This window comes from Gluconobacter japonicus (assembly GCF_002723975.1).
GTDB lineage: Bacteria > Pseudomonadota > Alphaproteobacteria > Acetobacterales > Acetobacteraceae > Gluconobacter > Gluconobacter japonicus.
Map to the genome: position 1 here is coordinate 167,164 of NZ_BEWO01000004.1, position 12,967 is coordinate 180,130.

Here is a 12,967-nt window from a genome sequence, read left to right on the forward strand (position 1 = left end):
CAGAAGAATGGTTCACGCGCGGTCTCCTTCTGGCCCAGCAGGCCGCTTGTAATGAATCAGGGCAAAAACACAGGGCACGAACAGCAGAGTAGCAATGGTTGCTACCAACAGGCCGCCAATAACAGCTTTGCCCAGAGGGGCGTTGGAAGAATTACTGATCGACATCGGAATCATGCCGATCATCATGGCAAGCGCCGTCATCAGAACCGGTCGGATACGTTCATACCCGGCCTCAAGCGAGGCCAGCAGAACATCTCCATGATGGTCCAGACGTTCACGGGCGAATGAGACCACCAGAATGGCATTCGCTGTCGCTGTGCCCATACACATGATGGCACCCGTCAACGCCGGCACCGACAAGGCAGTATGCGTCAGGAACAGGCTCCAGGAAATACCACCCAAAGCACCTGGAAGCGCCGTGATGATGACAAACGGATCAAGCCAGGACTGAAAGTTTACGACGATAATCAGATAAACCAGCGCAATGGACAGCGCGAGACCACCAATCAACTGCACATAGGCATCGTTCATCGTTACCGCCTGACCGCGCACGACAAGCGTCGAGCCATGCGGCAGATTCTTGCGCTCACTTTCCACCACACTTTTTACAGTGCGGGACAACGTACCGAGATCCGTACCTTCCGGGGCGGCATAGATATCGAACACAGGCATGATGTTGTAATGCGAGACCTCTGCTGGCGTCCCGGTTTGCTGAAGCTCAGTCAGAGCCCCCAGAAGCTGAGGCGTCTGGTTCGTTGGATTGCCATCGCCCTTGTCAATGGGAACGATTTCGAGATCGTTCATCGTCTGAAGATAGTTCGCCGGAGTCTGCACATCGATAAGCTGTGAGGTTCCCTGCGCATTCAGATAGTAAGTCTGACCAACCTGGGCACTGCCCGACAGCGTCACAAGCGAGTTCAGCGCCACATCCCGCTGCGTGATGCCTGTACCAAGCGCAAAGCTTCGACGGTTGTTCACCATTAGCGTCGGCTGCGTCATTGGCTGCTGTATCGATACATCCGTAATGCCGGGAATATGACGCATTTTCTTGGCCAGACGCGTTGCAAAAGCAAAGTTCGCCTGAAGATCACGTCCGGAAATCTGTACGTCGATCGGGGACGGCAAACCAAAATTCAAAATCTTCGCCGTCATGTCACCCGGCTGGAATGTGAAGATCGTTCCAGGGAAAGCATCGGTCAGACCCTTGCGAATTTTCTGACGATATTCCGGAATCGGACTTTCATCATTCTTCAGCTGGATCGTGATGTCGCAGTCCTGCGCCCCCGTCGTCGGAGACGGCACCATGGCCTGGTTCAACTGACTGAACGGCAGACCACAGTTGTTCACCACATTCTCGACCTGACCCGGCAGAATCTTGCGGAGTCGCTTCTCAGCCAGACCGGCAATCTTACCCGTCTCTTCAATACGGGTTCCGATGGGCGCCCGCATATGCATCTGGATCGTTCCGGATTTGATTTCCGGGAAGAAGTCCTGTCCGACGAACAGCAACAGCGCCATGGAGGCCACAGCAGCCAGCAGGAACATTGTCACGAACCGCCCGCGAATGGCGATCAGTCCAGACAGAACGCCTTTGTAATGCTCCCGGAAGCTGCTGAACCGCTTTTCGAAACCCCGCTGGAAACGTCCGAAAATGCCGGGCTTGCGATGGTGCCATTCCGGATCACGATGCATCTGGACCTGAGCCGGAAGCAGCCAGTTCGCCATCGTCGGCACCAGCGTCCGCGACAGAATAAACGACGCAACCATCGCAAAGATGATGGCTTCAGCCATAGGCATGAATAGCCAGCCCGAAACGCCCGTCAGTTCGAACAACGGCAGCCAGACGATACAGATACAGGTGGTCGAAACGAAGGTTGGCACAACAATCTGGTTGGATGCGTCAATGATCGCATCCTCAAGCTCTTTCCCCATTTCAAGGTGAGCATCAATATTCTCGATCATGACCGTCGCGTCATCCACAAGAATACCAACGGCAAGAGCCAGACCACCCAGTGTCATGACATTGATCGACTGCCCAGCGATGCTCAGGCCGATCATGGATGACAACATCGCCAGTGGAATGGAGGTCGCGACGATCACCGTAGACCGCCAGGATCCCAGAAAAAGCAGAACCGTCAAACTCGTCAGGATCGCAGCCGTGATCATTTCACGGACCACATCAAACACGGATTCCTTCACGAAACCTGACGCGTCCGTCAGTACGTTCAGGGTCGTTCCAGCCGGAAGCGTTGCCTTGATCTGAGGAAGAAGGGCTTTCACGCCTGCCACAACAGAAAGCGTAGATGCATCCCCGCTCTTGAGGATCACAATAAGAACAGCCTGCTGGCCCTTCACCAGCACCGCGTTGATCTGTGGCGGTCCTCCCCTGTGCACCCACGCAACATCACGCAAATAGATGACCGAATTACCAACCTGCTTGATCGGCATCTTGTTGAAGACTGACAGGTCCAGCGGCGTGGAGTTGGTCTTTACCATCCAGTCAATCGCACCAACCTTCTGGTCACCAGCAGGCAGGACGATGTTTTGCCGGTTCAAAGCGTTTGCCACGTCTTCGGGAGACAGCCGATGCGCCAGAAGCTTGATGGGATCAATGTCCACCATGATGTCCGGAGCAAGACCGCCATACGGATTTGGAATGGCAGCTCCCGCAACCGGCACCAGCGCAGGCCGGATCAGGTTGGACGCCATATTGTAAATTTCCGACCCGGACATGGTGGGATTATTCACCTGCAGAGTCAGAACCGGGACAGACGATGCATCCAGCGCAATAATCAGCGGAGGCGTCGCACCCGTTGGCATCTGTTTGATAACAGTCTGAGACACAGAGGTAATCTGCGTCTGGGCAACAGCGGTATCCGTCCCAGGCTGAAAAAAGACCTTTACAATACCTCGCCCGTAATAAGACGAACTTTCAATGTGCTCGATATTACTGACCGTCGCCGTGAGGGACCGCTCATAGTAATAAACGACACGACCGGACATATCTTCCGGCATAAGCCCGGTATAAGACCAGACAATCGCAACAATTGGAATTTTAATGGAAGGAAAAACGTCCGTCGGCGTCGAGACGATCGCCTTGATCCCGAAAATCAGGATCATGATCGACAGAACTACGAACGTGTAAGGCCTTTTAAGGGCAGTTACGACGATGGCATTCATACGTCTACGGCGCTCCTGTTCCTGAATGACAGGAGTTGCACGGCTGCGTCAGTCTTGGTCAGTCTCAACGGGCGTCCCCTTCAAATTGAGACAAGTCATACCGGACATATGTGGTGCGACAAGCAAAATTGAGTTTAAGAACGCCCGGATTCAGCCCTGAAACAGAAATGTCATGTAATATTGATGGACTGATCCACGCCATTCCTGGCGGAGAAAAGGATGGTGAATACTGATCCTGTCATCTCTCTGTTCGGGCGATAAGCGCTGATTTTCAAAGATGCTCCGTGCAAATCCACAATGGCAGAAACCAGACTCAGACCAAGACCACTTCCGGGAATATGACGACTTTTGTCAGACCGATAAAAACGCCCCAGAACGGCGCCGCGCTCATCCTCCGCAATACCGATGCCTGTGTCATACACTTTCAGCCAGGCACAACCTGCATCATCGCTGCCAGCGATCAGGCCAACCTCACCGCCAGACGGCGTAAACTTGATGGCATTATCAACCAGATTGGCAAGAACTTCGTTCAACAGATCCGTATCACCATAAAGAGGAATCGGTCTGTCGATGCCGCCAACCGTGAGAGCCAGTCCCTGCGTCTCGGCAATAGGCTCATAAAGATCCACAATACCTGCGGCCAACTCAGATAGATCCATCATCGTAAAACCCGCTCGACGACGACCATTCTCGATCTCACCAATGCGCAACAGCGCAGTAATGACAGAGAAACATTGATCCAGATCCTGCGTAGCCCGGAGAATAATGGATTTGAGATGTTCCGGATCATCCTGAGACGACAGCGCCCGCTCAAGACGCGCCCGCACACGAGCCAACGGGGTTCGCAGATCGTGGGCGATATCATTCCCCACATCCCGGATTTCATCCAGAAGATGCTCAAGGCGATCCAGCATCCGGTTCACCGCACCCGCCAGACGCTCGATATCATCCCACTCCCGCCCGGCAGGCAGACGCTCATGCAAATCACCCGCCATGATGCGCTCGATTGCCTGCCGCATCTCCTTGACGCGCCCCAGGGCACGATGGCTGAGAAACAGACCTGCCAGCAACGCAAACAGCACCATCGGAATGACCGAAATCAGGGCTGCACGCTTGATGATATACCGCAGCTCATCTGCCATATGCATTGAACGGGCCAGAACGAGAATGCGATCCCCGCTGCTTCCATCCGGTCCAGGCACTTCGATGGCAAGATAACGCATCTCGTAAGGCGTATCCCCCGGAGGAGCGACCGTGAGCCGCCGGGTTCTATTAGAAACTTCCAACCCTTCAGGCCAGTGACGGATATCTCCAACAATCCGGTTATGGTTCAGATCGAACAGACTGGCGCCATTGAGGATGACGCGCAGATCTGTCTTGCTCCGCTCGCGAACTTCATCTTCAAGTCGCTCAGGCGTTTCCTGAACCAGAAGCGCCGCCTCACGCCGAAGCAGATCACTGGAACGCGCACTCTCGTACCCATTCATCTGGGCATAAACGAGCCCGAACTGAAGCAGGATACCGCCAATCATTGCCACCACGAACGCCAGCGTCAGGCGGAACGTGGCGGTCCGGAAAATGTCAGTCCGATACACGCAGACTGAACCCTGCGCCACGGATGCTCTGGATCAACGCAGGCTCTCCTGCGACATCAATCTTTCGACGAAGCTTACCAATATGCACGTCCACCAGATTGGTCTGTGGAACAAAGCGGTAATTCCAGACGTCTTCCAGCAGCATGGTGCGCGTTAGAACCGTTCCCGGTCGGCGCATCATATATTCCAGAAGACGAAACTCGCGCGGAAGCAACTCGATCTCACGTCCGTTCCGGAACACCTTCCGCTCAATGAGATCCATCTCCAGTGGACCAACCCGCAGAACCGTCTCTCGGCTATCGGTCGGTCGTCGAAGCAGAGCCTCAAGACGGGCAGCCAGTTCTTCCATGGCGAAAGGCTTGGTAAGATAATCATCTCCCCCAGCCTTCAGGCCATTGACCCGGTCATCCACCGCTGACAACGCCGACAGAACCAGAACTGGCAACATGACTTTCTGACGACGCAGCAACTCGATGACGCTCAGCCCGTCAAGCTCCGGCAGCATCCGGTCCACGATCATCAGGTCGTATCGGCCAGACTGAGCCTCTTCAAGACCACGCAGACCGTTATCGACGCGCGTTACGGCATAACCGCGGGACGTCAGTTCCTCAGCCACTTCCATGGCGATACTGTCATCGTCCTCAATCAGAAGCAGACGAATGGCAGACTCAATCGGGCGGGAGGCCGCCTCGTGTTCAGATACGGGCATCATGCTCATGACTGTCACATGGGGGAATATCAGATGTCATCCCATTAAAATCAGTCTTAAACTTCCGGAAATTCAAGATCATCCTGCGCATCTTCGAGATTTTCCACCCCATCCAGCGCCCTCAGGCGACGTCCGAGAACGCGTGTCCGACGACGCGCTTCCTCAATCGTATTGCCCATTGTCCCTGCATTTCGCTGCAATCTGTCCAGCACCTGATCCATCCGCAACATCTCCTGTCGCGTCGCTCCAAGCAGACTGGCAATCGCTTCCGTCCGCTCCTCAAGCGCGAGTGTCACATAACCGAGATGAACCGTCCGAAGCATGGCAGGAAGCAGCGACGGCCCCATGACGATCACGCGATACAAACGCCCGATTTCATCAATGACGCCAGGCATCCGGGCGATTTCCGTGTAAAGGCCATCAGTCGGCAAATAGAGCACCGCGAATTCAACCGTGATCGGCGGACAGATATATTTGGAAGCAATCTTGCGCGCCTCAGACTTTATCGTGACCTCAAGTTCCTTCCGAGCCACCTTCTCAGCACTCACATCCGAAAGCTCAGTTGCATTCAGCAGACGCTCATAAGCTTCAGTCGGAAACTTGCTGTCGATAGCAAGACGAGGCGCAACATGGCCCTTCACCGGCATCCTGATAGCGAATTCTACAGACTCTCCACCCTCTCCCAGACGGAAATTCGTGTCGTAGCTCCCTTCCGGCAGAACATCATCCAGAATGGCACGACACTGAGCCTCACCCCAGCCACCACGCGTCTTCACGTTGGAGAACAGACGCTTGAGATCACCAATTTGCGCCGTGACGTTGGTCACCTCACCCAAAGCTTTCTGCATGGCGCTGAATTGCTCAACCACACGCTGAAAGCTGGTCTGCATCTGTTTTTCGACAGCACCATGAAGCTGTTCGTTCACGGCAACACGAATGCGCTCAATCTGCACATTCTGGGTCTGCGCCATGTCTCGTAGCGCTTCGGACAGCAGGACACGCCCTTCAGCCTGATCCTGCCCAACCCTCCGGGCCAGATCCCCCAGACGATCATTTGTTTCCAGTCGAAGCTGATCCATCCGACCGGAAAGAGCACGCTCGACGTCTGCCAGATGAGAGCGCTGATATTCGGCGTCCCGTGCCCGTTCGTCCGCTTCGCGGTCCAGAAGACGCGCAATGCCCCCACTCCCGCCCCGCATGATCGCAAGAGCCGCGACGGCTAACGAAACTGCGGCAATAATCCATGGAACAAACTGCGCCATACCGGAAATCCCATCCTGCATGGCGCGGTTCTATCCCCTTCAGCCCAAAGGGCCAATGTCAAGAATTACGGTTGGTGCACATTGCCGTAGCTGGCGGCACCTAGGCCCGGGCAGGAACAGGATGTGCCCAGAGGGACCTGAGTTGGCATCTTACAGGTGTAGATTCCAGCCTTACAAGTGTACCCATAGCCGGCAACCGGAGCAGACGGGTTCACAGGCCCTGAAGCGGCCGTTCCCACGCAGGCGCCCAGCCCAAGAAAAGAAAGTCCCGCTGCGACACGGAGTGCAGAACGGCGAATGGAACGAGACATCGGTATGACCCTCTCAAGACAACATGAATGAGCGGAAAACGGATTTCCACTGCGTCAGTTGCGGGCATCCTACGCCGGTATGGCAATCCTGTGGCGTAATTGTTCCAGCTTATTTGCGCTCAGCAGCCGCCTGCCCTGCTGCAACGCCACTGGACCAGGCCCATTGGAAATTGTGACCGCCGAGCCAGCCCGTCACATCCACAGCTTCGCCAATCGCATAAAGCCCCGGCACATCCCGCGCTTCCATCGTCTGTGACGAAAGACCGCTGGTATCGATCCCCCCTCGCATGACTTCCGCCTTGGCATATCCTTCGGTTCCAGAAGGAGAGATCTCCCAACGGGACAGACGATCCGCCAATGCACGAAGTTTCTTGTCCGGCTGATTAGCCAGCATCGTATCCCCGAGATCGACAACCAGCTCTTTGGCAAGGCGAGACGGAAGCGCATCCAGCAGGCTGGGAGGCAGAGCCTTCGGACGCGCCTGCTTGATTTCAAGCAGCATCTTCAACGCATCTTTCCCCGGCAGCAAATCGATCTGAGCCGACTTTCCGGCTTCCAAATAGGACGAGATCTGAAGGATCGCGGGGCCAGAGACGCCACGATGCGTGAAGACCATACCATCTTCAAAACGCGGTCCCTTCTTGCCCGTCGTGGCGACCACATTCAGAGATACCCCAGCCAGAGACGGATCAGCATCCGCCAGCACCAGAGGAACAAGTGCCGGTGCCGTCGGTACGATCTTCAGACCGAACGACTTTGCAATCCGCAGAGAAAGATCAGAGGCTCCCAGCTTGGGAATAGACAGGCCACCCGTCGCCAGAATGACAGATCGCGCCTGAACATCCCCTGCATCTGTCTGCACCACAAAGCCATTTCCATCAGAACGAACGTCCAGAATTCGCGTCTGCATGCGCGCTTCGCAGTCCGCTGCCTGACATTCGGAAATCAGCATGTCCACGATCTGACGGGCCGATCCATCACAAAACAGTTGACCCTTGGATTTCTCGTGCCAGGCGATGCGATAGTGATCGACCAGCTTTACGAAGTCCCGCGGCGTGTAACGGGCCAGCGCAGACCGGGCAAAGTGTTTATTCTGGGAAATAAAGCAGTTCGGCCCCGTCTCCAGATGCGTGAAATTACACCGGCCACCACCCGAAATCAGGATCTTGCGGCCCGGCTCGGGCCCATGATCCAGAACAAGAACACTTGCACCTTTCTGCCCGGCGCTCGCAGCAGCCATGAGGCCAGCCGCGCCAGCCCCAAGGACCACCACATCATACGTCACGAGCAAATTCCTGTTCAAAAATCCAGATTAGCGTAATGGCCGGGCGGGGTGATGCCACTCATCCGGTCTGTCAGAAGTCCACGGAAACATGGGCGGGATTTAACCCGTGCATACCAGTCCTTGGCAGCAGGCGCCTTGGCCCAGTTCACGTCTCCGATGAAGTCCAGTGCCGACAGATGCGCGGCGGCAGCAAAATCAGCCATGGAAATGGACGACCCCGCAAGCCAGGAGCGCGTTTCCGCAAGCCAGCCAATATAATCCAGATGAAAGCGCATGTTGCCGTAACCAGCCCGCAGCACATTGCCATCCGGATGACCACGTCCATACAACCGCTTGTCCACTTTCTCACCAAGCAGATTACGTGTGACTTCCTGTGCGAAGCGCGTGTCAAACCAGTCCATCAACCGGCGAACCTCAACACGTTCTGCCAACGTGCGTCCCATCAGGGGTGTATCCGGATAGGCTTCATCCAGATATTCACAGATGACCCGTCCTCCGGGAACGGCCAGACCATTCTCTTCAACAAGGACGGGAACTTCGCCAGCCGGGTTCAGGGCAAGGAATTCCTCACTCTGCTCCCAGACCCGTTCAATCACGAGTTCACAGGGCAGTCTCTTCTCGCCAAGCACAAGCCGGACCAGACGGCATTGCGGGGAGAATGGAAGGTGATGCAGGATACGCATAACGTCATGTTCTAAGTCACCCACTACCCGCTCACAAGAGCCTCCGTCACTGCTTTCCTTACAGGGCCAACGAATTTTCCGATGTCAGACACTGCATCCGCTTCCTCCGCCGCCACCCCGATGCGTATCCGCGCCCGTGGCCGTTCCTTTCTGGCGCTCGTCCTGTCGCCAGAAGCGCCACTGAACCTCTGGCTGGCTGGCCTCGACCAGCAGATCGTACGATCCGGCGGCCTTTTCAGCGGGAAGCCGGTAATTCTTGACCTCGGACTTCTTGCAGCGGACACGACCGGTCTGACCACCCTCCTAGACGACATCCGCAGTCGGGGCGTTCGTATCATCAGCATTGAGGGCGGTGATCGCTCCTGGCCCGCCGTTGCCGGCTGGGACTGGCCAGCGTCCTTCGAAGGTGGTCGCCCGTCTGGCGAAATTGACCTCCCGGAGCAGGCAACAGAAGCAGATACAGCCGCAGCGTCATCCGTATCAGGCGGGCAAACCCTGGTTCTGGAAGGCGCGATCCGTTCCGGCCAATGCATCCAGCATATGCAAGGAGATGTCGTTATCCTGGGAGCTGTCTCGTCTGGAGCAGAAATCGTGGCGGCGGGATCAATCCACGTTTACGGCATCCTCCGGGGGCGGGCGATCGCGGGGGTCGGCGGCAAGTCAGATGCCAGAATTTTTGCCTCCCGAATGGAAGCCGAATTACTGGCCTTGGATGGTTTCTACGCCGTTACGGAAGATATCGACCCCACCGTTTTCGGACAGGCCGCGCAGGCACTTCTCGATGAGGACAGAGTCCGGGTCCTCCCACTTCCGCGCTGAGAAATCGGCTGATCCGTTATCAAAGTGATCTCATGCCACGAAACTGCCCCTATTCCCGTGTTGCCGGAAGGCTTCACTATCCCATAGGATACAGGGAATAGGCGCGATTTTCGTGCAGGACGCGGCAAATGGCCGCAGACGCAGTTTTTGGAGTTTTCATGGCCAAGGTTCTGGTTGTCACCTCAGGCAAGGGTGGCGTCGGCAAGACGACATCAACTGCTGCCCTCGGCGCAGCACTCGCACAGAGCGGGCAAAATGTTGTCGTTGTGGATTTCGATGTCGGTCTCAGAAACCTTGATCTGGTCATGGGCGCAGAACGCCGTGTGGTGTTCGATCTCATCAATGTCGTACAGGGTGACGCCCGCCTGTCACAGGCCCTGATCCGCGACAAGCGCTGCGAAACACTCTCCATCCTTCCCGCCTCCCAAACGCGCGACAAGGATGCCCTGACGTCCGAAGGCGTGGCCCGCGTCATGGAAGAACTTCGCGAAAAGTTTGACTGGGTCATCTGTGACAGCCCGGCGGGTATCGAACGTGGCGCGCAGCTTGCCATGTATCATGCCGATGCTGCAGTCATCGTGACCAATCCAGAAGTCAGCTCCGTCCGTGACTCAGACCGCATTATCGGTCTGCTGGACAGCAAAACAGAGAAAGCAGAGCGCGGCGAGAAGATTGAAAAGCACCTGCTGCTGACCCGCTACGATCCGGCTCGCGCAGCGCGCAAGGAAATGCTGAGCGTTGAAGACGTCCTGGAAATCCTGTCCATCCCGCTCGTGGGCATCGTTCCGGAAAGCGAAGATGTCCTGAAGGCCTCGAACGTCGGCGCCCCTGTCACGCTGTCTTCTCCTGAAAGCCTTCCGGCCCGCGCCTATTTCGAAGCCGCTCGCCGTCTGGCTGGTGAAAAAATTGATGTTTCCGTACCGACTGAGAAGCGCGGCTTTCTCGACTGGCTGTTTGGCAAGAAAGGTGCGGCATGAGCTTTCTCGCAAACCTTTTCACGCGACGGCAGCAGTCCAGCAGCGCCGTTGCGCGTGACCGGCTCCAGATCCTTCTGGCTCATGAACGCAGTGCGGGGGAAGAAGGTGAGTCCGACCTCCTGAAGCAGCTTCATAAAGAGATCATGGAAGTCATCGCACGCCATGTTGCCGTCGATCAGGACAAGGTCCAGATCAAACTGGACCGTGGCAGCGGATGCTCCATGCTGGAAATTGACGTCGAAGTCCCGCAGGAACTCAGCAACAAGCGCGCATCCTGATTATCTAGCAGGCCTGACACAGCAGGCGAGCTTTCCATAACGGCCACTTGGTCGCACCAGAGTACGGAACACATTTATGAGCGGCTTCTTCGGAAACATCGTCAATCAAGCCATGGGCGCCCTTGGTGGCCAGTTAGGTGACAAACTCGGTGGCAGCTTTGGGGACATGCTCAAAGGCGAAGGCCTGACCATGCTCATCAATCAGGCTAAAAGTGCTGGACTTGAAGAGAAGATCCATTCCTGGATTGGGAACGGTGAAAATCTCCCCATTTCCACGGATGAACTTCGCAACCTGCTGACGGATCAGCAGGTCCAGATGCTCGTCTCCAAGACGGGCCTACCGGCAGCGACAATCCTTCCGGCTCTGGCCCAGCTTCTTCCGGCAGCGGTGGATCAGCACACGACTGACACACAGGTTCCTCCCGAACAGACAGCCTGAAAAATCTAAAAAGCCCCGGCCAACATTCCTTGGTCGGGGCTTTTTCATTCAGTCCCCCGGCGTTCCAGCCTTGGTCAAAGCCGCATCAGGCAAGGCATTGTAGGATTCCGGCTCTTCGATGGGGAACCGGGCCAGAAGATAAGGGGGCTCCCGCCGGTCTTTCCCATCATTGAAAGATGCAAGCCGGTTCCATTGCCCAAACGTGCAATAGACATGCGTCTCGGACGCAAAGATCCCGTCCGGCGACACTATCCGGGGATCACGAAGCATCAGTTTGAACGATCCATCCGGGTCCCGCCGCAGAATACAGTCATGTTCATAATTGGTCGTATACAGGCGATCATGACTGTCAAAATCGAGGCCATCCGCGACACCTTTTTCCCCTTCATCCCGAATAGCCGCTTCGAGTTTAGCGTCATCTGACGCGGGATCTGTCAGAAGATCCACGGGGAGACTGTAAAGCCGTCGACTTGTCAGAGGCGCAAAATAAAGCCGCTGCTCGTCCTTTGTAAGGGCAATCCCATCTACCCCACCAGAAACCAGTTGTGGCTTTTTAGGCAGATACTGGCGAGGCTCTCCCTCAACAATCGCCAGAAAGCCCTGCTCTGGCAGAATAGCCCTGCTCTGGGCCAGAACCCGTCGTCCCTGCCCCGTTGCGACATCCACAACAACCAGAGCAGGCTCCGTCCCAAACGAGGAGTCCGTCACAAAAACTGTTCCCTCCGCTCCATGTGACAGAGAGACACGCAGATCATTCATGTGACTGTCAGGAAGCAGAACAGGCGCTTTGAGGAGGATCCTGTGCACAATGGTGTTGGTTTTCGGATCAATGCAGACAATTTTTGCTGCCCCTGCCCCAATCGGATGACCAGCTCGTTTTCCATCATCAATGGCCCAGATCCGTCCATTACGATCCAAAGTCATTCCGTGAATGGATACAAGACACTCTGCATCAGAACGATGACTGGGAAGGCTTTCTTCTTTCGAGGGATAAGGCACTACCTTTCCATTCACCAACTCTCCAAGCGTCGCGCCTTTATGGTTCACGGCATGTCTTGGAAAGCCAACGAAAATGCGTCCTTCTGGCAACACCACAACACCGGACGGACCAGGACCATCAAACCTTGCAACAACTTCGAAAATACCATGCGGTACAGTTCCCCTGTCTTCATTTGAATCAGCAAAAGCAGAAGACATTCCCCATGGCGCAGCCGCCAGAGATGCAGGGGCTATCGAGGCCGTTCGCAGAAAATGGCGACGTTTCACAGATCAAACTCCCATTTTTCATTACAACATTTCTGTGTCATAACGCTTCAAGTGATGGAACGGCGCCACACTGAAGCAAGAAATACGCAAATGTTATTGAAACGGAAGAAATTCCGTTGACCAAACCGATACACGATAGCAATCTGTCTAATAGTTAATTCAC

11 protein-coding genes are annotated in these 12,967 nt (G+C 55.6%); 4 read left to right on the forward strand and 7 right to left on the reverse strand.

Annotated elements, in window-relative coordinates; all coding sequences use genetic code 11:
- Positions 1–12 precede the first annotated feature (12 nt).
- The 6 genes from GJA01_RS04325 to fzlA form a co-directional block, all read right to left on the reverse strand.
- The gene (locus GJA01_RS04325; protein WP_061932387.1) at positions 13–3,180 is read right to left on the reverse strand and encodes an efflux RND transporter permease subunit; all 3,168 of its coding nucleotides are present in this window, start codon (positions 3,178–3,180) and stop codon (positions 13–15) included.
- A 170-nt stretch (positions 3,181–3,350) separates the two neighbouring features.
- Entirely contained in the window at positions 3,351–4,775 is a 1,425-nt protein-coding gene (locus GJA01_RS04330) for a sensor histidine kinase (protein ID WP_062503718.1), read from the reverse strand.
- On the reverse strand, positions 4,762–5,493 hold the full coding sequence (locus tag GJA01_RS04335) for a response regulator transcription factor (protein WP_062503720.1): 732 nt from the start codon (positions 5,491–5,493) through the stop codon (positions 4,762–4,764). Before GJA01_RS04335 ends, GJA01_RS04330 begins: the two co-directional genes overlap by 14 nt.
- Positions 5,494–5,540: 47 nt before the next feature.
- Positions 5,541–6,767, reverse strand: coding sequence for a DNA recombination protein RmuC (locus tag GJA01_RS04340; protein WP_062503722.1), 1,227 nt, complete (start codon positions 6,765–6,767; stop codon positions 5,541–5,543).
- Between the two features lie 399 nt (positions 6,768–7,166).
- Positions 7,167–8,342 (reverse strand): BaiN/RdsA family NAD(P)/FAD-dependent oxidoreductase, encoded by a 1,176-nt coding sequence (locus GJA01_RS04350; protein ID WP_082785257.1) that lies wholly within the window; start codon positions 8,340–8,342, stop codon positions 7,167–7,169.
- A gap of 14 nt (positions 8,343–8,356) precedes the next feature.
- A complete protein-coding gene (gene fzlA, locus GJA01_RS04355) occupies positions 8,357–9,025 on the reverse strand; it encodes an FtsZ-binding protein FzlA (RefSeq protein WP_062503724.1) in 669 nt (222 codons plus the stop codon).
- A gap of 81 nt (positions 9,026–9,106) precedes the next feature.
- On the opposite strand from fzlA, the gene minC reads away from it, so the two are divergent.
- The 4 genes from minC to GJA01_RS04375 all read left to right on the forward strand — a co-directional run bounded on the left by minC (position 9,107) and on the right by GJA01_RS04375 (position 11,538).
- Positions 9,107–9,844 (forward strand): septum site-determining protein MinC, encoded by a 738-nt coding sequence (gene minC / locus GJA01_RS04360; protein WP_062503726.1) that lies wholly within the window; start codon positions 9,107–9,109, stop codon positions 9,842–9,844.
- Between the two features lie 158 nt (positions 9,845–10,002).
- Positions 10,003–10,821: a septum site-determining protein MinD gene (gene minD, locus GJA01_RS04365; protein ID WP_010502195.1), complete on the forward strand. Its 819-nt coding sequence runs from the start codon at positions 10,003–10,005 to the stop codon at positions 10,819–10,821.
- Positions 10,818–11,099, forward strand: coding sequence for a cell division topological specificity factor MinE (minE, locus tag GJA01_RS04370; protein WP_010502196.1), 282 nt, complete (start codon positions 10,818–10,820; stop codon positions 11,097–11,099). Before minD ends, minE begins: the two co-directional genes overlap by 4 nt.
- Positions 11,100–11,175: 76 nt before the next feature.
- Positions 11,176–11,538, forward strand: a complete 363-nt coding sequence (locus tag GJA01_RS04375; RefSeq protein ID WP_010502197.1) for a YidB family protein — start codon at positions 11,176–11,178, stop codon at positions 11,536–11,538.
- A 48-nt stretch (positions 11,539–11,586) separates the two neighbouring features.
- Here GJA01_RS04375 and GJA01_RS04380 read toward each other — a convergent pair whose 3' ends face one another.
- Positions 11,587–12,804: an SMP-30/gluconolactonase/LRE family protein gene (locus tag GJA01_RS04380; protein ID WP_062503728.1), complete on the reverse strand. Its 1,218-nt coding sequence runs from the start codon at positions 12,802–12,804 to the stop codon at positions 11,587–11,589.
- Positions 12,805–12,967 lie beyond the last annotated feature (163 nt).

Excerpts from the sequence above, each read along its gene's own strand:
- GJA01_RS04325 (WP_061932387.1), bottom strand. The coding sequence starts at position 3,180 with ATGAATGCCATCGTCGTAACTGCCCTTAAAAGGCCTTACACGTTCGTA.
- fzlA (WP_062503724.1), bottom strand. The coding sequence starts at position 9,025 with ATGCGTATCCTGCATCACCTTCCATTCTCCCCGCAATGCCGTCTGGTC.
- GJA01_RS04375 (WP_010502197.1), top strand. The coding sequence starts at position 11,176 with ATGAGCGGCTTCTTCGGAAACATCGTCAATCAAGCCATGGGCGCCCTT.
- GJA01_RS04335 (WP_062503720.1), bottom strand. The coding sequence starts at position 5,493 with ATGAGCATGATGCCCGTATCTGAACACGAGGCGGCCTCCCGCCCGATT.
- minE (WP_010502196.1), top strand. The coding sequence starts at position 10,818 with ATGAGCTTTCTCGCAAACCTTTTCACGCGACGGCAGCAGTCCAGCAGC.
- minC (WP_062503726.1), top strand. The coding sequence starts at position 9,107 with ATGTCAGACACTGCATCCGCTTCCTCCGCCGCCACCCCGATGCGTATC.
- GJA01_RS04340 (WP_062503722.1), bottom strand. The coding sequence starts at position 6,767 with ATGCAGGATGGGATTTCCGGTATGGCGCAGTTTGTTCCATGGATTATT.
- minD (WP_010502195.1), top strand. The coding sequence starts at position 10,003 with ATGGCCAAGGTTCTGGTTGTCACCTCAGGCAAGGGTGGCGTCGGCAAG.